The 24,890-nt window shown below is 73.4% G+C and carries 22 protein-coding genes; 8 read left to right on the forward strand and 14 right to left on the reverse strand.

What is annotated here, in order from left to right:
- Window positions 1-9 precede the first annotated feature (9 nt).
- The 5 genes from glgB to ACZ4SV_RS10970 form a co-directional block, all read right to left on the reverse strand.
- Window positions 10-2,211: a 1,4-alpha-glucan branching enzyme gene (glgB, locus tag ACZ4SV_RS10950; protein ID WP_468003277.1), complete on the reverse strand. Its 2,202-nt coding sequence runs from the start codon at window positions 2,209-2,211 to the stop codon at window positions 10-12.
- A 3-nt stretch (window positions 2,212-2,214) separates the two neighbouring features.
- The gene (locus ACZ4SV_RS10955) at window positions 2,215-3,579 is read right to left on the reverse strand and encodes a maltokinase N-terminal cap-like domain-containing protein (protein WP_468003279.1); all 1,365 of its coding nucleotides are present in this window, start codon (window positions 3,577-3,579) and stop codon (window positions 2,215-2,217) included.
- 32 nt (window positions 3,580-3,611) lie between these two features.
- Window positions 3,612-5,330, reverse strand: coding sequence for a maltose alpha-D-glucosyltransferase (gene treS / locus ACZ4SV_RS10960; protein ID WP_468003281.1), 1,719 nt, complete (start codon window positions 5,328-5,330; stop codon window positions 3,612-3,614).
- Window positions 5,327-7,318, reverse strand: coding sequence for an alpha-1,4-glucan--maltose-1-phosphate maltosyltransferase (locus ACZ4SV_RS10965; protein WP_468003283.1), 1,992 nt, complete (start codon window positions 7,316-7,318; stop codon window positions 5,327-5,329). Before ACZ4SV_RS10965 ends, treS begins: the two co-directional genes overlap by 4 nt.
- 110 nt (window positions 7,319-7,428) lie before the next feature.
- Window positions 7,429-7,728, reverse strand: a complete 300-nt coding sequence (locus ACZ4SV_RS10970) for a DUF5133 domain-containing protein (RefSeq protein WP_365884399.1) — start codon at window positions 7,726-7,728, stop codon at window positions 7,429-7,431.
- A gap of 302 nt (window positions 7,729-8,030) precedes the next feature.
- Between ACZ4SV_RS10970 and ACZ4SV_RS10975 the strand changes: the two genes are divergently transcribed.
- Entirely contained in the window at window positions 8,031-8,543 is a 513-nt protein-coding gene (locus ACZ4SV_RS10975; protein WP_397942233.1) for a pep a2, read from the forward strand.
- Window positions 8,544-8,566: 23 nt separating this feature from the next.
- Window positions 8,567-10,684 carry a glycogen debranching protein GlgX gene (gene glgX, locus ACZ4SV_RS10980; protein WP_468003402.1) on the forward strand — a complete coding sequence of 706 codons (2,118 nt, stop codon included), beginning with the start codon at window positions 8,567-8,569 and terminating at the stop codon, window positions 10,682-10,684.
- 39 nt (window positions 10,685-10,723) lie between these two features.
- On the opposite strand, the gene ACZ4SV_RS10985 is transcribed toward glgX, so the two are convergent.
- Complete coding sequence (locus ACZ4SV_RS10985) at window positions 10,724-11,539, reverse strand: VOC family protein (protein ID WP_365883847.1); 816 nt, start codon at window positions 11,537-11,539, stop codon at window positions 10,724-10,726.
- Between the two features lie 128 nt (window positions 11,540-11,667).
- Between ACZ4SV_RS10985 and ACZ4SV_RS10990 the strand changes: the two genes are divergently transcribed.
- Window positions 11,668-11,982, forward strand: a complete 315-nt coding sequence (locus ACZ4SV_RS10990) for an ANTAR domain-containing protein (protein WP_365883846.1) — start codon at window positions 11,668-11,670, stop codon at window positions 11,980-11,982.
- A gap of 21 nt (window positions 11,983-12,003) precedes the next feature.
- On the opposite strand, the gene ACZ4SV_RS10995 is transcribed toward ACZ4SV_RS10990, so the two are convergent.
- A complete protein-coding gene (locus tag ACZ4SV_RS10995) occupies window positions 12,004-12,795 on the reverse strand; it encodes an RNA polymerase sigma factor SigF (RefSeq protein ID WP_397942229.1) in 792 nt (263 codons plus the stop codon).
- Window positions 12,796-13,188: 393 nt separating this feature from the next.
- On the opposite strand from ACZ4SV_RS10995, the gene ACZ4SV_RS11000 reads away from it, so the two are divergent.
- Complete coding sequence (locus ACZ4SV_RS11000; RefSeq protein WP_365942044.1) at window positions 13,189-13,713, forward strand: hypothetical protein; 525 nt, start codon at window positions 13,189-13,191, stop codon at window positions 13,711-13,713.
- A gap of 52 nt (window positions 13,714-13,765) precedes the next feature.
- On the opposite strand, the gene hemC is transcribed toward ACZ4SV_RS11000, so the two are convergent.
- The 4 genes from hemC to ACZ4SV_RS11020 form a co-directional block, all read right to left on the reverse strand.
- Entirely contained in the window at window positions 13,766-14,701 is a 936-nt protein-coding gene (hemC, locus tag ACZ4SV_RS11005) for a hydroxymethylbilane synthase (RefSeq protein WP_365942045.1), read from the reverse strand.
- A 64-nt stretch (window positions 14,702-14,765) separates the two neighbouring features.
- A complete protein-coding gene (locus tag ACZ4SV_RS11010; protein WP_468003404.1) occupies window positions 14,766-15,746 on the reverse strand; it encodes an ATP-dependent DNA ligase in 981 nt (326 codons plus the stop codon).
- A gap of 146 nt (window positions 15,747-15,892) precedes the next feature.
- Window positions 15,893-17,407 (reverse strand): glycerol kinase GlpK, encoded by a 1,515-nt coding sequence (glpK, locus tag ACZ4SV_RS11015; RefSeq protein ID WP_397942225.1) that lies wholly within the window; start codon window positions 17,405-17,407, stop codon window positions 15,893-15,895.
- Window positions 17,408-17,451: 44 nt separating this feature from the next.
- Complete coding sequence (locus ACZ4SV_RS11020) at window positions 17,452-18,219, reverse strand: IclR family transcriptional regulator (protein WP_468003288.1); 768 nt, start codon at window positions 18,217-18,219, stop codon at window positions 17,452-17,454.
- A 238-nt stretch (window positions 18,220-18,457) separates the two neighbouring features.
- Between ACZ4SV_RS11020 and ACZ4SV_RS11025 the strand changes: the two genes are divergently transcribed.
- Complete coding sequence (locus ACZ4SV_RS11025; RefSeq protein ID WP_468003290.1) at window positions 18,458-18,829, forward strand: ATP-binding protein; 372 nt, start codon at window positions 18,458-18,460, stop codon at window positions 18,827-18,829.
- Here the strand turns inward: ACZ4SV_RS11025 and ACZ4SV_RS11030 are convergent.
- A complete protein-coding gene (locus ACZ4SV_RS11030) occupies window positions 18,784-20,007 on the reverse strand; it encodes a PP2C family protein-serine/threonine phosphatase (RefSeq protein ID WP_468003292.1) in 1,224 nt (407 codons plus the stop codon). The two genes, ACZ4SV_RS11025 and ACZ4SV_RS11030, sit on opposite strands and share 46 nt — an antisense overlap.
- 212 nt (window positions 20,008-20,219) lie before the next feature.
- A complete protein-coding gene (locus tag ACZ4SV_RS11035) occupies window positions 20,220-20,978 on the reverse strand; it encodes an IclR family transcriptional regulator (RefSeq protein WP_365878329.1) in 759 nt (252 codons plus the stop codon).
- A gap of 216 nt (window positions 20,979-21,194) precedes the next feature.
- Here ACZ4SV_RS11035 and ACZ4SV_RS11040 point away from each other — a divergent pair, with 216 nt between their 5' ends.
- Genes ACZ4SV_RS11040 through ACZ4SV_RS11050 form a run of 3 tightly spaced genes read left to right on the forward strand, consistent with a single transcriptional unit; the run spans window position 21,195 to window position 24,423 of the window.
- A complete protein-coding gene (locus ACZ4SV_RS11040; protein ID WP_468003295.1) occupies window positions 21,195-21,575 on the forward strand; it encodes a DoxX family protein in 381 nt (126 codons plus the stop codon).
- Window positions 21,572-22,039, forward strand: coding sequence for a peroxiredoxin (locus ACZ4SV_RS11045; RefSeq protein WP_397942218.1), 468 nt, complete (start codon window positions 21,572-21,574; stop codon window positions 22,037-22,039). Before ACZ4SV_RS11040 ends, ACZ4SV_RS11045 begins: the two co-directional genes overlap by 4 nt.
- A gap of 53 nt (window positions 22,040-22,092) precedes the next feature.
- The gene (locus ACZ4SV_RS11050; protein ID WP_468003298.1) at window positions 22,093-24,423 is read left to right on the forward strand and encodes a SpoIIE family protein phosphatase; all 2,331 of its coding nucleotides are present in this window, start codon (window positions 22,093-22,095) and stop codon (window positions 24,421-24,423) included.
- On the opposite strand, the gene ACZ4SV_RS11055 is transcribed toward ACZ4SV_RS11050, so the two are convergent.
- On the reverse strand, window positions 24,424-24,858 hold the full coding sequence (locus ACZ4SV_RS11055; RefSeq protein ID WP_468003300.1) for a cupin domain-containing protein: 435 nt from the start codon (window positions 24,856-24,858) through the stop codon (window positions 24,424-24,426).
- Window positions 24,859-24,890 lie beyond the last annotated feature (32 nt).

A 24,890-nucleotide genomic window follows, 5' to 3' on the forward strand; every position in this document is an offset into this window, starting at 1 on the left:
TGGCTGCTCTCAGCGCTCCGGCGTCAGCCAGACCGTGGCCAGCGGTGGCAGCGACAGGGTGAGGAACCCCTCGTCGGGCTTGACCGGCGCCCCGGTGCCGACACCGCTGCCGCCGTAGCGGACGTCGTCGGTGTTCAGCTCCTCCCGCCAGGCGGGGCACCCGTCGGGCACCCACAGGCGGTAGCCGTGCCGGACGACGGGCGAGAAGTTCGACACCGCCAGCAGCGGAGCGCCGTCGGCGGCGAACCGCAGGAACGCCAGCACGTTGTCGTCCGCCGCGTCGCACAGCACCCACCGGAAGCCGCCCGGGTCGGTGTCCCGCTGCCACAGCGCGGGCGTCGCCCCGTACACCCGGTTCAGGTCCCGGACCAGGCTTTGGACGCCCCGGTGGTCGCCGGCCGAGTGGTAGTCGTCGGCCAGCAGCCACCACTCCGGGCCGTGCGCCTCGGACCACTCGGCGCCCTGTGCGAACTCCTGTCCCATGAACAGCAGTTGCTTGCCCGGGTGGGCCCACATGAAGGCCAGGTAGGCGCGCAGATTGGCGCGCCGCTGCCACCAGTCGCCGGGCATCTTCGACACCAGCGCCTGCTTGCCGTGGACGACCTCGTCGTGCGAGATCGGCAGCACGTAGTTCTCGCTGTAGGCGTACACCATCGAGAAGGTCATCTCGTTGTGGTGGTACGCGCGGTGCACCGGGTCCTTCTGGATGTACTGGAGCGAGTCGTGCATCCAGCCCATGTTCCACTTCAGGCCGAACCCGAGCCCGCCGCCGTCCGTCGGCCGGGTGACGCCGTCCCAGGCGGTGGACTCCTCGGCGATGGTCACCACGCCCGGGCAGCGCCGGTAGACGGTGGCGTTCATCTCCTGGAGGAAGGCCACCGCGTCCAGGTCCTCCCGGCCGCCGAACACGTTCGGCTCCCACTGCCCGGAGTCCCGCGAGTAGTCCAGGTAGAGCATCGAGGCGACCGCGTCCACCCGCAGCCCGTCGATGTGGAACTCCTCGCACCAGTACACGGCGTTGGCGACGAGGAAGTTGCGCACCTCCGTACGGCCGTAGTCGAACTCGTACGTGCCCCAGTCCGGGTGCTCGGCCCGCGCCGGGTTCCCGGGCTCGTACAGCGGGTCCCCGTCGAAGCGGGCCAGCGCCCAGTCGTCCTTCGGGAAGTGCGCCGGCACCCAGTCCATGATCACGCCCAGGCCGGCCCGGTGGCAGGCGTCCACGAAGTACCGGAAGTCGTCCGGGGAGCCCAGCCGCGGGGTCGGCGCATAGTACGACGTGACCTGGTAGCCCCAGGAACCGCTGAACGGATGCCCGGCCACCGGCATCAGCTCCAGGTGCGTGAAGCCCATGTCCCGGGCGTACGCCGGGAGTTCCTCCGCCAGCTCGCGGTAGGTCGCACCGGGACGCCAGGACGGCAGGTGCACCTCGTACACCGAGAACGGCGCCTGGTGCACGGGGGTGTCACCGCGCCGCGCCATCCACTGCGCGTCGCCCCACTCGTAGTGCGAGGCCGTCACCACCGACGCGGTGTCCGGCGGCACCTGTGCGCACCGCGCCATCGGGTCGGCCTTCAGGAACCGGTGGCCGTGCCGCGAGGTGATCTCGAACTTGTACCGGGTGCCCTCGCCGATCCCGGGCAGGAACAGCTCCCACACCCCGCTCGCGCCGAGCGACCGCATCGGGTACTGCGTCCCGTCCCAGTACGTGAAGTCCCCGGCCACCCGCACGCCCCGGGCGTTCGGCGCCCACACCGTGAACCGGGTGCCGGCCACGCCCTGGTGGACCATGGGCTCCGCGCCGAGCGCCCGCCACAGCTCCTCGTGCCGGCCCTCCCGGATCAGGTGCAGGTCCAGCTCGCCGAGCGCGGGCAGGAAGCGGTACGGGTCGTGCACCTCCTGCTCCCCGTCGTCGTAGGCCACCAGCAGGGTGTACGACGGCACCTGCGGGTACGGCAGGACGCCGGCGAACAGGCCGTCGCCCTCCGGACGCAGCTCGGTGCGCGTCCCGTCGGCCAGGACGCTCACCGAGCGGGCGTTCGGGCGCAGCGCCCGGAACAGGGTGCCGCCCGGCACCGGGCGGGAGCCCAGCAGGGCGTGCGGATCGTGATGGGCCCCGGCCAGCAGCCGGTCGCGGTCGGCCGCGTCCAGCGGCTCGGCCACGGGCGGCACGGGCCCCGCGCCCTCGGGCGCCGTGGTGTCGCGCAGTGCCATGCGTCAGCCTCCCCACACGGCGAGCCGTTTGATCGCCGCCATCGGAACCGGCAGCCAGTCCGGTCGGTGTCTCGCCTCGTACAGCACCTCGTAGACCGCCCTGTCCGTCTCGTGCGCGCGCAGCAGCGCGTGCTTCTTGCGTGGATCCCAGCCCGCGCGGGCCGCGTAGCCCGCGCAGAACGCCTCCCGGCAGCGGCGCGCCCACTCGGGCCGCCAGGGGCGGCGCTGCCGGGCCGCGTAGTCGAAGGAGCGCAGCATCCCGGCGACGTCCCGCACCGGGGACTGCGGGGCCCGGCGCTCGGCGAGCGGCCGGGACGGCTCGCCCTCGAAGTCGATGACGAACCAGTCGCGGCCGGCCCGCAGCACCTGCCCCAGATGCAGGTCGCCGTGGACGCGCTGGGCGGGCGGCCCGGTGTCGCAGGTGGCGAGCGCCGCGAAGGCGGCCCGCAGACCGGGCACGAAGGGCAGCAGCGCGGGCACGGCGTGCGCGGCGGCGTCCAGCCGCGCGCACATCGCCTCGGCCGTACGGCCGTTCTCGCCCGGCCCGGCCTGCGGGAAGGCCTCGGCCAGCGCGAGGTGCACCTCGGCCATCGCCCGGCCCAGCGCGCGGGCCTCGGCGGTGAAGTCGTCGCCCGCGGCCAGCGCGCCGAGCGCCAGCGACCAGCCGTCGGCGGCGTCCGGCAGGAACGGCTGGAGCACCCCGAGGGTGGCCGGGCGCGGGGCGGTCGTGGTCAGCCAGGCCACCGGCGCGGGCACCCGGGAGCAGCCCAGCGCGGCCAGCGCCGCCGGCACCTCCAGGTCCGGGTTGACGCCCGGCTGGATCCGCCGGAACAGCTTCAGGATGTACGCGTCGCCGTACACGATGGAGGAGTTGGACTGCTCGGCGTCCAGCAGCCGCGGCGGCAGACCGCCGGGCACCCGGGCGGCCGGGTCCGCCTCGAAGCGCAGCGGGCCCGCGGCGCCGGGCTGCCGCAGCCGCTCCAGCAGCAGATGGGCCGAGCGAGGGTCGTGCAGCGCGTCGTACACCGCGAGACCGGCCAGCGGGCCTTCCGCGGCCCGGCCGATGAGGGCCCGCTCCAGGCGCGGGGCGAGGTGCGGGCGCAGGCCCAGCAGCAACTGGTAGCAGTCGCCGGGCGCGGGCGTGCCGCCGGGCAGGGGTACCGGCCCGTGCGCGGCGTGCACCAGCAGGTGCAGGCACCCCGGGAACAGCTCGGTCACGGACAGCACCGACAGATCGGTGACGGGCCGGTCCTTGCCCGCGAACCAGCGCTGCCGCGGCAGCCAGTCGCGCAGCAGCCCGCCGAGCGAGGCCAGCGGCCCGTCGGGTCCGGCCGCGGCGCGCGGTCGGGGGGTGATGGTCTTCGGCATGGTGACGCGTCCTTTCCTCGGCGCCGGACGGGTCAGCGGCGGCGGCCGATGCGGGATGCGACTCGGGTGAGCCGGAACCAGTAGAAACCGTGGCCTTGCAGGGTGAGCAGATACGGCAGTTCACCGATGGCGGGGAAGCGCACGCCGCCGATCAGCTCGACGGGGTGCCGTCCGTCGTACGCCCGCAGATCGAGTTCGGTGGGCTGGGCGAAGCGGGAGAAGTTGTTCACGCACAGCACCAGGTCGTCGCCGTATTCGCGCAGGAAGGCGAGGACCGCCGGGTTCGACGAGGTCAGTTCCGTGAACGAGCCGAGTCCGAACGCGGGGTTCTGCTTGCGGATCTCGATCATGCGGCGGGTCCAGTGCAGCAGGCTGGACGGCGAGGACATGGAGGCCTCGACGTTGGTGACCTGGTAGCCGTAGACGGGGTCCATGATGGTCGGCAGGGAGAGCCGGCCGGGATCGCAGGTGGAGAATCCGGCGTTGCGGTCGGGTGTCCACTGCATGGGGGTGCGGACGGCGTCGCGGTCGCCGAGCCAGATGTTGTCGCCCATGCCGATCTCGTCGCCGTAGTACAGGATCGGGGAGCCGGGCAGGGACAGCAGCAGGGCCGTGAACAGCTCGATCTGGTTGCGGTCGTTGTCGAGCAGGGGTGCCAGGCGCCGGCGGATGCCGATGTTGGCGCGCATCCGCGGATCCTTGGCGTACTCGGCCCACATGTAGTCGCGTTCCTCGTCGGTGACCATCTCCAGGGTCAGCTCGTCGTGGTTGCGCAGGAAGATGCCCCACTGGCAGTGGGAGGGGATGGCGGGGGTCTTGGCCAGGATCTCGGAGACGGGGTGCCGCGATTCGCGTCGTACGGCCATGAAGATGCGCGGCATCACGGGGAAGTGGAACGCCATGTGGCACTCGTCGCCGCCGGCGCCGTAGTCGCCGAAGTAGTCGACTACGTCCTCCGGCCACTGGTTCGCCTCGGCCAGCAGCACGGTGTCCGGGTAGAGCGCGTCGATCTCGCGGCGGACCCGCTTGAGGAACAGGTGGGTGGCGGGCAGGTTCTCGCAGTTGGTGCCCTCTTGCGCGTAGAGGTAGGGCACCGCGTCCAGCCGGTAGCCGTCGATGCCGAGGTCCAGCCAGAAGCGCAGGGCGGCCAGGATCTCCTCCTGCACGGCCGGGTTCTCGTAGTTGAGGTCCGGCTGGTGCGAGAAGAAGCGGTGGAAGTAGTACTGGCCGCGCACCGGGTCGAAGGTCCAGTTGGAGGCCTCGGTGTCGACGAAGATGATCCGCGCGTCCTCGTACTGCTTGTCGTCGTCGGCCCACATGTAGTAGTCCCCGTACGGGCCTTCGGGGTTCTTGCGGGACTCCAGGAACCACGGGTGCTGGTCGCTGGTGTGGTTCATCACGAAGTCGATGATCACGCGCATGCCGCGCTGGTGGGCGGCGTCCACGAACTCCACGAAGTCGGCGAGGTCGCCGAACTCGGGCAGCACGGCGGTGTAGTCGGAGACGTCGTACCCGCCGTCCTTGAGCGGTGACTTGAAGAACGGCGGCAGCCAGAGGCAGTCCACGCCGAGCCATTGCAGGTAGTCCAGCTTGGCGGTCAGGCCCTTGAGGTCGCCGACGCCGTCGCCGTTGCTGTCCTGGAAGGAGCGGACCAGGACCTCGTAGAAGACGGCTCGTTTGAACCACTCGGGGTCGCGGTCCTTGGCGGGGGTGTCCTCGAAGGTGTCCGGTACGGGGTCGTTGACGGTCATGGCGCTGCGGGCCCTCCGATCCGGGGCGTCGAACGCCCGACGTGGAGCACGTGGGCCGGCGCCCGGCCGGGCGTGAGCCGCACGTAGTTGGTCCTGCCCCAGTGGTACGTCTCGCCCGTCAGCTCGTCGTGCACGGCCAGGGCGGCGCCGTGGTCCAGGCCGAGTCGCGGCATGTCCAACGAGAGCGTGGCCTCCTGGGTGTGGTGCGGGTCGAGATTGACGACCACGATGACCGTGTCCGGGCCCGTGCTCTTGCTGTAGGCGAGCACGGCGTCGTTGTCGGTCCGGTGGAAGCGGAGATTGCGCAGGCGCTGGAGCGCGGGATGCCGCCGTCGGATGGTGTTGAGGCGGGTGAGCAGGGGGGCGAGGGTGCGGCCCTCGCGTGCGGCGGCTTCCCAGTCGCGGGGTTTGAGCTGGTATTTCTCCGAGTCGAGGTATTCCTCGGAGCCGTCCCTGAGCGGGGTGTTCTCGCACAGTTCGTAGCCGCTGTAGATGCCCCAGGAGGGGGAGAGGGTGGCGGCCAGGACGGCGCGGACCTCGAAGGCGGGCCGGCCGCCGTGCTGGAGGTAGGCGTGCAGGATGTCGGGCGTGCTGGGGAAGAAGTTCGGCCGCATATAGGCCGCCGCCTCGCCCGACAGCTCGCTCAGGTACTCGGTCAGCTCTTCCTTGCCGGTGCGCCAGGTGAAGTAGGTGTAGGACTGCTGGAAGCCGATCTGGGCCAGGGTGTGCATCATCGCGGGCCGGGTGAAGGCCTCGGCGAGGAAGATGACATCCGGGTCCGCGCCGTTGATCTCCCCGATGACGCGTTCCCAGAAGACGACGGGTTTGGTGTGCGGGTTGTCCACGCGGAAGATCCGCACGCCGTGGTCCATCCAGTGCCGCAGGATCCGCACCGTCTCGGCGACCAGGCCGTCCAGGTCGGCGTCGAAGGCGAGGGGGTAGATGTCCTGGTACTTCTTCGGCGGGTTCTCGGCGTAGGCGATCGTGCCGTCGGGGCGGTGGTGGAACCACTCGGGGTGTTTCTCCACCCAGGGGTGGTCGGGGGAGCACTGCAGGGCGAAGTCGAGCGCGATCTCCAGACCCTGCTTGTGTGCTTCGGCGACGAAGAAGTCGAAGTCGTCCAGGGTGCCCAGATCGGGGTGGACGGCGTCGTGGCCGCCTTCGGGGGAGCCGATGGCCCAGGGCACGCCGACGTCGTCGGGGCCGGCGGTCAGGGCGTTGTTGCGGCCTTTGCGGAAGGTGGTGCCGATGGGATGGATCGGCGGCAGGTAGACGACGTCGAAGCCCATCTCGGCGATCGGCCGCAGCCGGCGGGCGGCGGTGCGGAACGTGCCGTGCGGGCGCTCGGCGGTGCCCTCGGAACGGGGGAAGAACTCGTACCACGAGCCGTACAGGGCGCGTTCGCGTTCCACCAGCAGCGGCATCGGATCGGACGCGGTGACCAGCTCCCGCAGCGGATGACGGGCCAGCACCGCCTCCACCTCCGGCGACAGGGCGGCCCGCAGCCGGTGGTGGACCGACAGCGTGTCGTCGCCGAGGGCGTGCGCGGCGGCCAGGACCAGCTCGCGTCCGGGCCCCTTGGGCACTCCGGCGGCGGCCCGCGCGTACAGCTCCGCGCCCTCCTCCAGCACCAGCCCGGTGTCGATCCCGGCCGGCACCTTCACGGACGCGGTGTGCCGCCAGGTCGCCAGCGGATGGCTCCACGCCTCCACCCGGAAGGTCCAGCGGCCCGTCACGTCCGGGGTGACCTCCGCTCCCCAGCGGTCGCTTCCCGGGGACAGCTCCCGCATCGGCGTCCAGGGGCCGCGGCGGCCCAGGGGATCGCGCAGGACCACGTTCGCGCCCACGGCGTCGTGCCCTTCGCGGAACACGGTGGCCGTCACCTCGAAGGTCTCCCCGGCCACCGCTTTCGCCGGGCGCCTGCCGCACTCCACGGCCGGCCGGACGTCACGTACCGGTACACGGCCGATGGCCGGGGTCCTGCGCATGTATCTCACCTCCGCCGTGCGCGGAGCCGGGCGCCCGGCCCGGCTGCGCGATCCGATGACCGGGACCGGCGCGCGCCGGTCCCGGAAGGAACGCCTTGTACGGTGCCAGGTCAGGGGCTTGGCGCCGTGGAACGCCGCTCCGGTGACGGCGCTCTTCTCGCCGTCCGGCGCGGCTGCGGCCGTCCGTCCTGCTCCCGCAGGTAGGTGACCGGGTTCGTGCGGAGATAGCGCTCTGCCGCGTCCGCCGCCTCGCGGGCACAGCGTTCGCCCATCAGTACGCACAGCGTGTACCCCGAGTCCTCGAAGGTGGCCCGGACCGTGCGGTCGTACGGCGAGGCGAGCATCACGCGCTCCCACGCCCGGTAACGCCGCAGCTGCCGGGCCACTTCGGCCTTGGCGGGTAGCAGCATGGCCCTCTTCACCTTCCACGCTCTCGACTGGGCGCGTTCCCGACGGTCGGGTGGTGGCCGCGCACGGGGAGGCACGGCACCGTTACGGCGATCGAGGCTTTCACTTATGGTGCACGCGCGGCGACGCAGCGTCTTGTTGGATCTTCAACGAGTGGGGGTGTCGGTGGCTCGTGTTGCACGAATGGCGTAGCGCCCGCACCGTGGAGATGACTCTGAAGCGATCAACGCTCACGCTGTGTGTCCGGGATCCCTTCCGGACGGGCGAGGGGAGCGAGAGCTTCGCCGGTGAGGAGCAAGCGACGATGAAGACCGCAGTGCCCTGTTACTACCACCTCGACGTGGAAGTCAGCCCCGCACGGGTGGGACAGGTCAGCCGCATCCTGGCCGCCCATCTGCGCTACTGGGACCTCGAGGACCTGGTGCAGCCCGTCCGCCGCGGCGCCGAACTGCTGCTGCGGGCGATCGACGCCCACGCGAGGGACAAGCGCACCTCCATCGAGATGTGGTGGAACGGCCAGCACCTCATCACCGCCCTGGGCGGCGCCGACCCGGATCTGCGCCCGGACCAGGACCTGCGGTCCTGCCTGGCGGACATCGCCGCCATGAGCGACGGCTGGGGCTGCTGCGCCCCCACCACCGGCAGCAAGATCATCTGGTTCTCGCAGCGCGCCCGGGCCGGCCAGCGCGTCCCGCTGGTGCCCCTCGCCCCCGCGCCCACGCTGCGCACCGGCCTGAGGGTGCCGCGCGCCGAGCCGGTCACCGCGCCGGCCGCGCACGCGCCCGCCGGCGACGGCGCCCTGGAGGGCAGCCGGTGACCGCCCGCAAGCGCCGCCAGAAGGTGCCTGTCTGGAGTGGGCAGCCCTATCCGCTGGGCGCCGTGTTCGACGGCCAGGGCACCAACTTCGCCGTGTTCAGCGAGGTCGCCGAGCGCGTCGAACTGATCCTCGTGGACGACGCCGGCACCGAGACGCCCGTCCCGCTGCAGGAGGTCGACGGCTTCGTCTGGCACGCCTATCTGCCCGGCGTCGGCCCGGGCCGGCGCTACGGCTACCGGGTGCACGGCCCCTGGCAGCCCTCGCTCGGCCACCGCTGCAACCCGGCGAAGCTGCTGCTCGACCCGTACGCCCGCGCCGTGGACGGCCAGATCGACAACCACCCCTCGCTGTACGAGCGCGCCCCGGACGGCCCCGACCCATCCGACAGCGCCGGCCACTCCATGCTGGGCGTGGTCACCGACCCGTTCTTCGACTGGGGCGACGACCGCCCGCCCAGGACGCCGTACGCCGACTCGGTGATCTACGAGACGCACGTCCGCGGCCTCACCCGCACCCACCCCGAGGTCCCCGAGCGCCTCCGCGGCACCTACGCCGGCCTCGCGCACCCGGCCGTCACCGAGCACCTCACCTCGCTCGGCGTGACCGCGGTGGAGCTGATGCCGGTGCACCAGTTCGTCCAGGACGGCGTCCTCCAGGACCGCGGACTGGCCAACTACTGGGGCTACAACACCATCGGCTTCTTCGCCCCGCACAACGCCTACGCCGCCTTCGGCACCCGGGGCCAGCAGGTCAACGAGTTCAAGGCCATGGTGAAGGCGCTGCACGCGGCCGGCCTGGAAGTCATCCTGGACGTGGTCTACAACCACACCGCCGAGGGCAACGAGCTGGGCCCCACGCTCTCCTTCCGCGGCATCGACAACGCCTCCTACTACCGGCTGGTCGACGGCGACTGGGCGCACTACTACGACACCACCGGCACCGGCAACAGCCTGCTGATGCGGCACCCCTACGTGCTCCAGCTCATCATGGACTCGCTGCGGTACTGGGTGACCGAGATGCACGTCGACGGCTTCCGCTTCGACCTCGCGGCCACCCTGGCCCGGCAGTTCCACGAGGTGGACCGGCTCTCGGCGTTCTTCGACCTGATCCAGCAGGACCCGGTGATCAGCCGGGTGAAGCTGATCGCCGAGCCGTGGGACGTGGGCGAGGGCGGCTACCAGGTGGGCAACTTCCCGCCGCTGTGGTCGGAGTGGAACGGCAAGTACCGGGACGCCGTACGGGACTTCTGGCGGGCCGAGCCCGGTTCGCTCGGCGAGTTCGCCTCCCGGCTCACCGGCTCCTCCGACATCTACCAGCACAACCGGCGCCGGCCGCGCGCGAGCGTCAACTTCGTCACCGCGCACGACGGGTTCACGCTGCGCGACCTCGTGTCGTACAACGACAAGCACAACGAGGCCAACGGCGAGGACAACCGGGACGGCGAGAGCCACAACCGGTCCTGGAACTGCGGGGCCGAAGGCGACACGGACGACCCGGCCGTCCTGGAACTGCGCGGCCGCCAGCAGCGCAACCTGCTGGCCACCCTGCTGCTCTCGCAGGGCATCCCGATGCTCTGCCACGGTGACGAACTCGGCCGCACCCAGCGCGGCAACAACAACGCCTACTGCCAGGACAGCGAGATCTCCTGGGTGGACTGGGAGACGACCGAGGAGCAGCGCGCGCTCACCGGCTTCACCCGGCGCCTGATCGCCCTGCGCGCCGCGCACCCGGTGCTGCGCCGGCGCCGCTTCTTCCGCGGCGAGACCCCGACCAACGCCCGGCAGCCGCTGCCCGACCTGGTGTGGCTGCGGCCCGACGCCCGCGAGATGACCGACCGGGACTGGCAGCGCGACGACGCCCACTCGGTCGGCGCGTTCCTCAACGGCGACGCCATCGCCGAGCGCGACCCCCACGGCCGCCGCATGGTCGACGACTCCTTCCTGCTCCTCGTCAACGGCTACTGGGAGCCGGTCGTCTTCCGCCTGCCCGACGAGTCCTTCGGCGAACGCTGGACCGCGCTGATCGACACCGCCGACCCGGAGGGCGTCCCGGACGAACGCGAACGGAAGGCGGGCACCCGGCTGCGCGTGGAGGCCCGCGGTCTTGTCCTGCTGTCCCGCCCCTCCCGCGCCGCGGGCTGACCGGCGCCGGAGCGCGACCTGCTCCGGCGCGCCGCCGGCTCAGTGCGGGCGGGTGCTGCGCGCCGTCACCGTGAACTGCGCGCCGTCGGCGTCCCGCAGGATCGCCTCGTTCTCGTCCTCGCGCAGCACGCTGCCGCCGTGCTTCTCCGCCGCGCGGGCGCAGCCCGGCACGTCGGCCACCGTGAAGTGGATCTGCCAGTGCGGACGCACCGACGGGTCCGGCGCGGCCCCCACCGCGCCCGAGTCGATGTGCGCCACCACGTCGCCCTCGCTGCGCAGCAGCACCTCGTCGCCGTCGTACTCCACCTCGCAGCAGCCCGGCAGCCCGCTCGCCCAGTCCAGGATCTCGCCGTAGAACATCGCCGCGTCGAAGGCGTCCCGGGTGTGCAGCCGGACGAAGGTCGGGGCGGCCCGCCGCCACGCCTCCCAGTTGGTGACCAGTTCGCCCTGCCAGATCCCGAACGTGGCGCCGTCCCGGTCGGCGAGCAGCGCCGCCCGGCCGGGCGGGAAGGACAGCGGCCCGACCGCGGCCGTGCCGCCGCGCTCCCGGGCCCGGGACACGGCCAGGTCGGCGTCCGGCACGGCGAAGTACGGCGTCCAGGCGACCGCCATCTGCCACATGGAGGCGACGGCGGCGATCCCGGCGACCGGCACCCCGTCCACCAGGGCGATCCGGAAGTGCTCGCCCAGTTTGGCGCCGCGCCAGCGCCAGCCCAGGACGGCCGTGTAGAAGTCCTGGGTGGCCTGGAGGTCGCGGCTGGTCAGGCTCACCCAGCAGGGCGCTCCGAAGACGGAGTGGGTGGAGACGACGTCTTTTCTGCGGGGTCCGCCGCCGGCGGGGCTGTCGTGGTTCATGGCAGTCGCGTCCTGCTCTCGGGGCCGGGCGGCCACCGGTATGACACCAGTGTCCGGCCGGACCGGGTGGGAATGCCTGTCGGGTACCCCGGGTGGCAGGGGGGCAGGCCCCTGCGCACGATGGAGGGATGGGAGAGAGCGAGCCGGACCGGATCGCCGCGTTGCAGGCGGAGGTCGACCAGATGAAGGAAGCCCTGGCCTCGCACGCGGTCGTGGACCAGGCGATCGGGATGGTGGTGGCCCTCGGCCGGGTCGCCCCGGACCAGGGCTGGCAGATCCTCAAGGAGGTCTCCCAGCACACCAACGTCAAGCTGCGCCACGTCGCGGAGCTGATCCTGGTCTGGGGGCGGCGCGGCGACATCCCGCCGGACATCCGGGCCGCGCTGGAGGACGCCCTGGACCGGTACGGTCCCGCGCAGGTGCCCGGGACCGAGGGCCGGTAGGACGGAGCACGGCGGCACGGCTCAGCGGATCTCCGCGAGCAGTTCCGCGCGCAGCCGGTCGAAGCAGCCGCTGAGCAGCCGCGAGACGTGCATCTGGGAGATGCCGAGCTGTTCGGCGATCCGGCTCTGCGTCATACCGCCGAAGAACCGCAGGTAGAGGATGGTGCGCTCGCGTTCGGGCAGCGCCTCCAGGCAGGGCCGGACCGCTGCCCGGTCCACCACGAGGTCGAAGCCCGGGTCCGAGGTGCCCAGCGAGTCCCCGAGGGCGTAGCCGTCCGTGCCGGCCACCTCCGCGTCCAGGGACAGCGCGGAGAAGCACTCCAGCGCCTCCATGCCGGTGCGCACCTCGTCCTCGCCGAGCCGGGTGTACGCGGCGATCTCGGCGACGGTGGGCGCCCGGCCGGACGTGGTCTGCGCCAGGTCCTTCACGGCGGCGCGCACCCGGTTGCGCAGGTCCTGCACCCGGCGGGGCACGTGCAGGGTCCACATGTGGTCCCGGAAGTGGCGCTTGATCTCGCCGGTGATGGTGGGCACCGCGTACGCCTCGAAGGCCCGGCCGCGCTCGGGATCGTAGTGGTCGACGGCCTTGACCAGGCCCAGCGCGGCGACCTGGTACAGGTCCTCCAGGGCCTCGCCACGGCCGCGGAACCGCACCGCGATCCGCTCGGCCATGGGCAGCCAGAGCCGGACCAGCTCGTCCCTCAGCGCCTGGCGCTCGGGGCCGTCGGGCAGGAGGGCGAGCCGTGCGAAGGCCTCGCCGGTGTCCGGGGCGTCGTCGTGGGGATGGGGCTTCGTGCTGCCAGTGACACGCATCGCGCGCACCTCTCTCGGCAGGTGCTGGATGGACAGACACCGCGGGAGGTGCGCTCGGACCATGGAGAGGACACCGGGGCGTCGGCCATGCCGCCTCCCACGGGACGTGCCTCCTGTCCGAAGCACTTGTTGTGCCCATTCCCGTTACCGGGCATTTCAAAACACATACTGACAAATAGGATGAATGGTCGACGGCCTCGGGAGCCGGCCGCCGACGTGATGTGCGGCACGCCCGCCCATCCGCCTGGAACGTGCCACGGACAAGTTCTCGCTGGGCAGCGCTTGATCGTCGATCAGCGAGGGTGAATTCCCAGGCCACAGCGCATTCCGCGCATTTGACAGTGCGCTCGGGCCACCGATAGACAGCAGCTCTCGAAGGTCGAGAGGGGCACTGTGTACGAGCCGAACCTGGTCGGGGACTGGCAGGAGTACGACGAGCATGCCGGTCTGCGGGTCCGCGTCCACCGCCTGGAGGCCGCCGAGCCGCCGCGCGGACGCGACGACGCCGCCGCCGGGCTGACGTATTTCAGTGTCCGGGTGACCGTCGAGAACCGCGGCGCGCGGCACTACGGCATCCACCTGGAGGACGGCCAGGTCGACGTCCGCGTCGGCCCGGACGGCGAGGGCGCCTTCATCGACTGGCGCAACTCCCAGTTCATCGAGGGCTTCGACGTCTACCCGCTGCGCCGGGCCACCGCCGTGCTCTACGCCGCCGCGCCCGAGGCGGCGCTCAGTCACGTGGACGTACAGGTGCAGCTGCGGGTGGACGAGGAGTGGTCCGACCGACGGCTGTGGACGGGCGGCGCCGGGACCCCGGGGTCCGCCCCGGCCACGGCTCCCGCGGGCACCGCCCAGTGCGGCCTGGCCCACCAGGTCGCCGCCTTCCTGCGGGAGCAGACGGAGCCCGGCTCCGCCTGACCCGGGCCGGGCGCCGCACGGCCCGGGTCAGGCGGAGCACGCCGTACGCGGCTCAGTGCGGGATGCCGTCGATGATCTCCCGCGCGCCCTGCCGCAGCAGCGCGACCGCCACCGAGGTGCCGAGCGTGGCCGGGTCCAGCCGGCCCGCCCACTCGTGGGCGTTCAGCCGCGTCTTGCCGTCGGGCGTGAAGACACAGGCCCGCAGCGACAGTTCACCGCCGCGGTCCACGCGCGCGTACCCGGAGATCGGGCTGTTGCAGTGGCCTTGCAGCACATGCAGGAACATCCGCTCGGCCGTCGCCTCCCGGTGGGTGTCCGGGTCGCCGAGCCCGCTGACCGCGTCGATCAGGTCGGCGTCGTCCTGACGGCACTGCAAAGCGAGGATGCCCGCGCCGATCGGCGGCATCATCGTCTCCGGCGACAGCACCTCGCTGATGACGTCGGTGCGGCCGATCCGCTCCAGACCGGACACCGCCAGCAGCAGCGCGTCCGCCTCGCCCGCGGCCAGCTTCTCCAGCCGCCGGTTGGCGTTGCCGCGGAACGGCACGCACACCAGGTGCGGATGGGTCGCGGCCAACTGGGCGATCCGGCGGACGGAGGAGGTGCCGATCCGGGTGCCGGCGGGCAGCTCGTCCAGGGTCAGCCCGCCCGGATGCACCAGCGCGTCCCGGATGTCGTCCCGCTTCAGGAACGCGGCGAACACCGTCCCGGCGGGCAGCGGCCGGTCGGCTGGCACGTCCTTCACACAGTGCACCGCGAGGTCCGCCGCACCGGACAGCAGGGCCGCGTCGACCTCCTTGGTGAACGCGCCCTTGCCCTCGACCTCGGACAGATCGCCCAGCCACTTGTCACCGGTGGTCTTCACCGGCACGACCTCGGTCCGCACCCCCGGGTGCAGCACGGCCAGCTCGGCGCGGACCCGCTCGACCTGGGCCAGGGCCATGGGGGAGTCGCGGGAGACGATGCGGATCAGTTCCGGTACAGACATGGGGACACGATAGACCCTGCGACCGGTGCGGTTCCGGTCCGCCCGGACGCACCGGCCGCCGCCCTCACCGCGGTTCGTCCGGCAGGTCCGCCGCGGACTCCTCCGGGGCGAGGTCCGGCCGGCTCCGCAGCCAGGACGGCTGGCGCAGCATGCCGTGCCGGGTCCGGGTGCTGTAGCCGACCTCGCCCACCAGCCGGGGCACCACCCAGTGCGCCCGGGGGACGCGGGGCACCGGGTCGAACGGGCACCGGTCGCTCGCCGTGGCCCGCAGCAGCTCCGCCAGCCGGGCCCGTTCGGCCTCGCTCCATCCGGTGCCCACCCCGCCGACGTACCGCAGCCGGCCCGCCGCGTCCCGCTGGCCGACCAGCACCGCTCCGGGCAGTCCGGCCAGCCGGCCCTTCCCCGGCAGCCAGCCGCCGACGAGCACGTCCTCGGCGCGCATGTTCCGGATCTTGATCCAGGCGCGGGAGCGGACCCCGGGCTCGTACACCGAGTCCAGCCGCTTGCACACCAGGCCCTCCAGCCCGTGCTCCCGGGTCGCGGAGAGTGCCTCGGCGCCGTGTCCGGTCACCGCGCCGGGCGTCGACCAGTACGGCCCGGCCAGGCCCAGCTCCTCCAGCCGGGCCCGCCGCCGCGCGTACGGCAGCCGGACCAGCGGCTCGGCCAGGTACGGCACGTCGAACAGCACCAGGTGCACCGGCACCACGGCGGCCCGGCGCGCCGCCCGCGCGGGAGCGTGCGCGAGCCCCATCCGGCTCTGCAGCAACTGGAAGTCGGCCCGGCCCCGCTCGTCCAGGGCCAGCACCTCGCCGTCCAGCACGGCGGGCGCGGAACCCAGGGCCGTGCCCAGCGCGCCCAGCTCGGGATAGGCCGCGGTGATGTCCTCGCCGGACCGGGCGCGCAGCAGCAGGCTGCCGTCGCCGGGCAGATAGACCATCACCCGCTGGCCGTCCTGCTTCGTCTCGTACGCCCACCGCCGGTCCTGGGCGGCGGACGGCAGGCTGCCGGGGGTGGCGAGCATCGGCGGGATGAGCGGCAGGGTCACGGCGGTCACGGCAGAAGGTCTCGACCGGCCCCGGCGCGCTCACGCGCCTTTCCGCCCCGGTTCGCCTGAACGGGTTCCGCGCCACGGGCGCGGGGCGGCCAGGGGCCGGCCGGCGGCCCGGCGGCCCCTGGCGGGGGCCCGTACCGTCAGGGGCGGCCCGGCGGCCGGACCCAGCCCAGCGACCGTTCGACGGCCCGCTGCCAGTCGTCGTACTCCGCCTCCCGCCGCTCCGGGTCCATGGCGGGCAGCCACTGCGCGGCCCGGTGCCAGTTGCGGCGCAGCACCTCCAGACCGGGCCAGTAGCCGGCGGCGAGCCCGGCCGCGTAGGCGGCGCCGAGCGAGACCGTCTCGGCGACCATGGGCCGCACCACGGGCACGTCCAGCACGTCGGCCACGAACTGCATGAGCAGGTTGTTCGCCGTCATGCCGCCGTCCACCTTCAGCTCGCGCAGCGGGACGGCGGAGTCGGCGTTCATGGCGTCGACGACCTCCCGGGTCTGCCAGCCGGTGGCCTCCAGCACGGCCCGCGCCAGATGTCCCTTGGTGATGTACGAGGTGAGGCCGACGACGACCCCGCGCGCGTCGCTGCGCCAGCGGGGCGCGAACAGGCCCGAGAAGGCGGGGACGATGTAGCAGCCGCCGTTGTCCTCCACCGTCCGCGCCAGCGTCTCGATCTCCGGTGCGCTGCTGATCAGGCCCAGCCGGTCGCGGAACCACTGGACGAGCGAGCCGGTGACCGCGATCGACCCCTCCAGGGCGTAGGCGGGCGGTTCGTCGCCGATCTTGTAGGCGACGGTGGTGAGCAGTCCGTGCCGGGAGCGCACGACGTCGCCGCCGGTGTGGAGCAGCAGGAAGCTGCCCGTGCCGTAGGTGCACTTGGCCTCGCCGGGGGAGAAGCAGGTCTGGCCGAAGAGGGCGGCCTGCTGGTCGCCGAGGGCCGCCGTGATGGCGACGCCCGGCAGCAGCGCGCTCGCCTCGCCGTACCGCTCGGCGGAGGGCCGGATCTCGGGCAGCATCGCACGGGGCACGCCGAAGAAGTCCAGCAGCTCGTCGTCCCAGGCGAGCGTGTGGATGTTCATCAGCATGGTGCGGCTGGCGTTGGTGGCGTCGGTGAGGTGCAGGCCGCCGTCGGCGCCTCCGGTGAGGTTCCAGATCAGCCAGCTCTCCATCGTCCCGAACAGCACCTCGCCCTCCTTGGCGCGCTGCTCGACGCCCTTGACGTGGTCGAACAGCCACCGCAGCCGCAGCGCCGAGAAATAGGTCGAGGGCGGCAGGGCGCAGCGGTGCAGGAAGAACGCCTCCCCGGGGCGCCGGCGCAACTCCTCGACCAGCGGTTCCGTACGGGTGTCCTGCCAGACGATGGCCCGGCCCAGCGGGGCGCCGGTCCGCCGGTCCCAGAGCACCGTCGTCTCGCGCTGGTTGGCCAGCCCGATCGCGGCGACCCGCTCCGGCTCGATCCCGGCCGCGGCCAGCGCCTCGGGCATGACACGGCGCAGGTTCTGCCAGATCTCCACGGCGTCGTGCTCGACCCACCCGGGCCGCGGGAAGTGCTGCTGGTGCTCGCGCTGTGCCACCGAGACCAGCCGCCCACGGTGGTCGAACAGGATGCACCGGGTGGAGTTGGTGCCCTGGTCGACGGCCATCACATACCGTTCCACCATGATCGGTTCTGCCTTCCGACGGATCGAGGGGCGGTGGGCCCGGGCTACCAGCGGGCGGCGCCCAGATCCCTGGAGATCGCCCGTGCGGCCTCACGGAGCAGGCTGAGCAGAGCGGGCCGGGGTTGGCACCGGGCGTCGCAGATCCGCTCGACCGGGCCCGACAGTCCGAGGGCGCCCACGACGAGACCGCCGTGCCCCCGGATCGGTACGGCGAGCCCGGCCTCGCCCATGTTCATCTCCTGGATCTCGGCGGCCCATCCGGTCTCCCGCACGGTGGCGAGCGCCCGGGCGAGCCGGTCCGGATCGACCAGGGTGTGCGGTGTGTACGCCTCCAGTCCGCGTTCCCCGTCCGGTCCGGGCGCGGCGGTCCCGAAGGCCAGCAGCACCTTGCCGAGCGAGGAGGCGTGCAGGGGCAGCAGCGCGCCCACCTCCAGGGTCTGGAAGGTGTCGTCCGGCCGGAACACATGGTGGACGACGAGGACCCTGCCCTCCAGGGGCGTCCCCAGGCGCACCGCCTCACCGCTGCGGGCGGCCAGGGCGTCGGCCCAGTTCAGGGAGCGTGACCGCAGCTCGTTGACGTCCAGATAGCTGGTGCCCAGGTGCAGCAGGGCGGCCCCGAGCTGGTACTTCCCGGTGGCCGCGTCCTGCTCCACGAAGTCCACGTGCTGGAGGGTGCGCAGGATGCCGTGGGCGGTGCCCTTCGCCAGTCCGAGCGAGGCCGCGACCTCACCGAGCCCCAGCCGGCGGGGCCCGCCGGCGAGCAGCCGCAGGATCGCCGCCGCCCGTTCGATCGACTGGACCGGGCCGGCCATGAAGCGAGCCTATTACCGCCGTGGACGGTTCGCCCCACGGGACGGAGGGACGGCCGGGCACCCGGTGCGTTCGGTAATGCCGACCTCTGTTCATTGACCCGGCCCGATATGTCTCCCTAACGTGCTTTGAGGCCCGGAAGACGCCGAGACAGCGCGCGAGACCGGCAGCAGATCGGGAGAGAACATGGTGGCACAGCTCAATACCCTGCTTCGGGGGGCACGGGAACATGTGTGTCCGGTGCCGCCCGTCGCCGGTGCGGTCTCCGCCGTACGCCGGCGGGTGGCGGCGCTCCTGGCCGACTGGAGCGTGTCTGCGGAACTGGTCGAGGACTCGCTGCTCGTGGTGTCGGAGCTGGTCACCAACGCGATCGTGCACGCCCGGCCCCCGGCCGAACTCCGGGTGTCCTGGGTGTACGGCGACCACGCGCCCACGCTGCGGGTCGAGGTGACCGACGCGGGGCCCGACTTCGCGGCGGGGCAGTCACTCGTCGGGATCGACCCGGACGAGCACGGCCGGGGTGAGGCGATCGTCCGCGCCCTGGCGACCCGCCACGGCATACGGGTTCAGCCCGAGCGGGTCACCCGCTGGGCGGAACTCGCCGCGGCCTGAGGCGCGGTCCCGGAGGGCAAGGGCGCGGAGACCGGTTCCCGCACCGGCTCGCGGCGGAGCAGCAGCAGGGCGGCGTCGTCGTGCAGCCGGCCGCCCACATGGGCCAGCAGCTCGTCGTGGAGCGCGCCGAGCGTACGCGCCGGCTCCTCGCACACATGGCGCTGCACTCGCTCGGCCAGCGGATAGAAGGCGCCCGTGCGGTCGCGGGCCTCGATGACGCCGTCCGTGTAGAGCAGCAGTTGCTCTCCCGGTGCCAGCGGCAGCCGCCGCAGGTCCGGGGCCTGACCCGTCAGGGCGCGCAGGCCCAGGGGCGGCGCGGGACGCTCCGGCTCCACCGCCGTGACCTCGTGTGCGGCGGAGAGCAGCAGCGGCGGCGCGTGCCCGCAGTTGACGATCTCCAGCTCCCCCGGCCGGGGACAGCCGACCACCACGGCGGTGACGAAGTCGTCCGGGCCGAGATTGCGGGCAAGGCTCCGCTCGATCCGGTCCACCACGGTCGGCAGGTCCGGCTCGTCGTGCGCGGCCTCGCGGAACACCCCGAGCACGAGCGCGGCGGTCCCCACGGCCGGGAGCCCCTTGCCGCGCACGTCCCCGACGATCAGCCGGATGCCGTGCGGGGTGGGCACCAGGGCGTACAGATCCCCGCCGATCCGGGCCTCCGCCGCGGCGGCGCTGTAGCGGACGGCCACCTGGAAGGGGCCGACGGTCTCCGGGACGGGCTGGAGCAGCGCCTGCTGGGCGGCCTCGGCGACCGAGCGGACGGCCGCGAGCACCCGTTCCCGGCGGTGGCGCAGCGCGCTGGCCAGGACACTCGCCGCGGTGACGGCCGGCAGCGCGCACAGGACGGCCGCCACCGCGTGCGCGGACATCCCGTGCCCGGCGCCCAGGGCGACGCCCGTCACCGCGGCGAGGAGACCGGCGCCGAGGACGCCGCGCGGGCCGTTGGTGGTGGCCGCCAGCGCGGGCCCGGCGGCCAGCAGCGGCAGCCAGACCGCTCCCGTGCCGCCCGCGAGGTCGACCAGGACGACGGCGGCGATGACGACGGCCGGCAGCAGGGGCCGTCCCGTGGCCGGCTGCCCCGCGGTACGCCGGCGGCCCGGTGCGACGGCGTCCGCCACCCGTTCCCCGAACCGCCGTGTCGGCGTGGGGCCACCGTCAACGTGTCCGACCTGGCTCATACCCTCAAGCAAACGGGCCGGGGGCGGCCGGCCACAAGAAGCCGATTTTCAGATAGTGAACGAGCGGCCGCGGGGCACGCGGACGGCAGCGCGGGAAGCGGCTCCGGGGCACGTGAACGGGCGCGTGGGGAGCGGCCCGCTGGGCATGTGAGCGGTCGCGTGGGGAGCGGCCCGCTGGGCGCGTGAACGGTCGCGTGCCGCACGGCTCCGGGTCATGGTGTGAGCGACAGGCCCCGGGTCACGCGGCTCGCGATCGGGAGCAGCCGGGCCCGCAGTTCCTGGAGCCGGTCCTTGCGGTCCACCGGCAGCGAGATGCCGAGCGAGCCGGGCGTGTTCCCGCGGTAGACGGGCACGGCGACGCACACGGTGCCGAGCGCGTACTCCTCCAGGTCCGTGACGGCCGGTGCCAGGGGCGGGGCGTCGAGCCTGCGCAGCAGCTCCGGGAGGCTGGTGACCGTCCGCGGGGTGAGATCGGCGAGGTGGTGCCGGGTCAGGTACTCCTTGCGGGCGCCCTCGTCCAGCTCGCGCAGCACGGTCTTGCCGAGCGCGGTGGCGTGTCCGGCGTCCTCGAAGCCCACCCAGAGATCCACCCGTGGCGTCCGCGGGCCGTCCACGATCTCGGCGATCCTGATCTCGCCGTCCTCGTAGAACGTGAGGTAGGCGGCGGTGGACAGCTCGTCCCGCAGGGCGGCCAGCGCCGGGCGCACCCGGCTGAGCAGCGTCTGCGGGAGGCCCGCCGCGTGCAGGGAGACCAGCCGGTCGCCCAGCACGAAACCGCCGTCGTCCAGTTTCCGCACGTATCCGTCGTGCAGCAGGGTGCGCAGCAGGTGGTAGGCGGTGGCCAGCGGCAGCCCCGTCTCGCGCGCCAGCTGCTTGGCCGGCGCACCGTTCTCGTGCGCGCCCACCGCCTCCAGCAGGCGGAGCGCCCGCTGCACGGACGTGATGAGGGTGGGGCCTTCCCGAGCGGCCATAGCACCAGGCTGCCGTGGGCACCGGACGGGGGCAAGGCCGGACGGAGGCAAGGCCGAGGTCCCGGGGCGGCCCGGCGCCTCGGGCTTGCCCCCCGTCGCCCGGTCCGGTGATCCGGCCGGTTCCGGTGATCCGGCCAGTGATCCAAGCCCTCCGCCCGTCGCCCCGTGCCCCTACCGTCCAGTAATATCCGGCGGCAGGCCACCAGAGGAGGAACCGTGTCCCGGTCCGAACGCTCGTCCCTGCTGCTCGCCGGTCTGCTGGCCGTCGCCGGGGTCGCCCACTTCGCCGTACCCCGGCAGTTCGACGCGATCGTCCCGGAACCGCTGCCGGGACCGCCCCGGGCCTGGACCTACGGCAGCGGAGCCGTCGAGCTGGCCCTGGCCGCCGGGATCGCGGCGCCCCGCACCCGCGCGACGGCCGCGAAGGCGGCGGCCGCCTTCTTCGTCGGCGTGTTCCCGGCGAACGTCCAGATGGCCGTGGACTGGCGGCACCGGCCGGCCCCGCTCAGGTCGGCCGCCCTGGCCCGGCTGCCCCTCCAGGTGCCCCTGGTGCTCTGGGCGCGCTCGGTGTCCCGCCGCGCGAAGGCGCGGCCGTGACCCGGCCCCTGGCCGTCGGCGACCGGGCCGAGGACTTCGCCCTGCCCGACGAGACCGGCACCACCCGCCGGCTCACCGGGTTCCTGGCCGACGGCCCCGTCGTCCTGTTCTTCTATCCCGCCGCCCTCACCCCCGGCTGCACCGCCGAGGCCTGCCACTTCCGGGACCTCGCCGCGGAGTTCGCCGCCGCCGGCGCCCGGCCCGTGGGCATCAGCGGGGATCCCGTGGACAAGCAGCAGGAGTTCGCCGGCCGGCACCGCCTCGGCATGCCGCTGCTCTCCGACACCGACGGCACGGTCCGCGAGCGGTTCGGCGTCAGGCGCGGCTTCGCCCTGGCCCCGACCAGGCGCGTCACCTTCGTGATCGCCGAGGACCGCACCGTCCTGGAGATCGTCCGCAGCGAACTGCGCATGAACACCCACGCCGACCGGGCCCTCGCCGCGCTGCGCGCCCGCCGGGCGTGAGGCGCGGGGCCCGCCGCTTGATGCGGCGGGTCAATCGGAACATGCTGGTGCATATGGAGTCTGTCGCCGCCGTGGCGGTCGTCGACACACTGGGCCGGGTGACCGGGTGGAGCGAGGGCGCACGGCTGCTCACCGGCCGTCCGGCCGCCGAGGTCGTGGGCCGGCCGGCGGCGGACCTGCTCGCGGACGGCCTGCCCGGCGGCGTGCAGGCCGCCGGCTCCGCGACCGTCGCCCTGCGCCACCGCGACGGCCACCGGATCGAGCTGGCCGTCACCGCCTGCCCGCTCGCCGGCCCCGCCGGCGCACCCGCCGGCTATGTCGTCACGGCCGGCCCGCCCGGCCGCGCCTGGGCCGCCGACGCCTTCGAGCAGGCCTCCATGTCCATGTCGGTCTTCGACCTCCAGCAGCGCTACCTGCGCGTCAACGACGCCGCCTGCAAGGTGCTGGGCGTCCGCGAGACGGAGCTGACCGGCCGGTTCTTCCCGGACACCGTCGAGGACGTCGAGGACAACCGGGGCTTCCTGCGCCACCTCCGCCAGGTCGCCCGGACCGCCCGGCCCGTGCGCTACGAGAGCTTCGCCGGTGCGCCCGCCCTGAACCGGGAGCACCTGTGGAGCATCGAGATGTGGCCGCTGCGCGCCGGCGACGGCGCCCCGACGGCGGTCGCCATGGCCGCCTTCGACAACACCGAGCAGTACTGGGCCCGGCGCCGCCTCGCCCTGCTGAACAAGGCCGGCGCCGGCATCGGCACCACCCTGGACGTCGTCCGCACCGCCGAGGAGTTCATCGAGACCCTCGTCCCGGGCTACGCCGACTTCGCCAGCGTCGACCTGCTCGACTGGGTGCTCGGCGCCGAGGAGCCGCCGGACCTTCCGGACGGCGGCGTCGAGGTGCGCCGCGTCGCCCACGGCTCCACCCGACCCGGCAACCCCGGGGCGGCCCTCGGGCTCGGCGACACCGAGGTCTACGACCCGGACTCCCCGCCCGCCCGCGCCCTGCACGAGGGCCGGACCGTGCTCTGCCAGGCCGGCGAACCGGAGTTCGTCCGGTGGCTCGCCGGCCGCGACACCCTCGCCCCCGGGGGAAGCCGCCACCGGCGGGGCGTCCACTCCCTGCTCGCGGTGCCGCTCCGGGCCCGCGGCACCACCCTGGGCGTCGCGGTCTGCGTCCGCCTGGCCCACCCGGACGCCTACGGCCCGGACGACGCCGTCTTCGTGGCGGAACTCGCCAGCCGGGCCGCCGTCTGCCTCGACAACGCCCGCCGCTTCGCCCGCGAACGCTCCACCGCCCTCGCCCTCCAGCACAGCCTGCTCCCGCGCGGACTGCCCGGACAGGCGGCGGTCGAGGTGGCCCACCGCTATCTGCCGTGCGGCTCGCTGGCCGGCGTCGGCGGCGACTGGTTCGACGTCATCCCGCTCTCCGGCGGCCGGGTCGCCCTGGTCGTGGGCGACGTCGTGGGCCACGGCATCCAGTCCTCGGCCACCATGGGCCGGCTGCGGACCGCCGTGCGCACCCTCGCCGACGTCGACCTGCCGCCGGACGAACTCCTCACCCACCTCGACGACCTGGTCGCCCACCTGGCCGGCGACGGCAGCGGCGCGGAGGTCGCCGAACTCGGCGCGACCTGCGTGTACGCCGTCTACGACCCCGTCTCGCGGCGGCTGTCGCTGGCCTCCGCCGGCCATCCGGGCCCGGTCGTCATCCTGCCCGGCGCCGCCGCCCGGTTCCTGCCCGTGACCGCCGGGCCGCCGCTCGGCGTCGGCGGGCTGCCGTTCGAGGCGACGGAGCGGGAACTGCCCGAGGGCTCCGTCGTCGCGCTCTTCACCGACGGTCTGACCGACTACCGCGGCCGGGACCCGCACCACCGCGACGACGCCCTGCTCAAGGCCTTCGACGTGCCCGCAGGCACCCTCGAAGCCCGCTGCGACGAGGTCCTGAAGGCCGTCCTGTCCGACCAGCCCTGCGACGACGTGGCGCTGCTGCTCGCCCGCACCCGGGCCCTCGGCGCCGACCGCGTCGCCACCTGGGACGTCCCGCCGGACCCCGCGCGGGTCGCGGTCGTCCGGCAGGCGGCCACCGAGCAGTTGACCGCCTGGGGGCTGGCGGAGACCGCGTTCGTCACCGAACTCGTCGTCAGCGAACTCGTCACCAACGCCATCCGCTACGGCGAACCGCCCGTGCAGCTCCGCCTGATCCGTGACCGGGCCCTCATCTGCGAGGTGTCCGACGCCAGTTCCACCTCACCGCACCTGCGCCGGGCGCAGGTCTACGACGAGGGCGGCCGGGGCCTGCTGCTCGTCGCCCAGCTCACCCGGCGCTGGGGCAGCCGGCAGACCGGCGCGGGCAAGACCATCTGGGCCGAACAGCCGCTGCCCGGCGCCTGATCACTCGAAGGGGCACCCCGGGTTCGGCGCGTCCTCGGCGAACGGGGACCCGTGCGGCAGCGCGTACAGCGCCTCCAGGACGAGCGGTGTGTCGCCCAGGTTGCGGCCGATGTGGACGTAGCCGGGGCCGTCCGGCTCCTGGATCGACGTGCCGGCGCCGTACACGCCGTCCGGGCGGCAGGTGGAGTCGAAGTGGCTGAGGGTGCCCTGCCGTACGACGGCGCGCACCGGACCGTCGTGGTAGTGCCAGCCGGTGCTCTGGCCGGGCGGGACGGTGACCTCCCGCAGGATGTAGTCGGTGCCGCCGACGGTGGTCCGGGCCAGGACGCGGCCCGAGACGCCGGGTCCCGCCGGCGTGGCCCCGGCGGAGCCGCAGGCCAGGAGGGCGGCGGCGGTCACCACGCCGGTGACGACGGTGCGGAGTGCGGTGCGCATGCGGACCTCCGGGGACGCGGGCGGATACCGCC

The organism is Streptomyces sp. NPDC027672, from assembly GCF_055566335.1.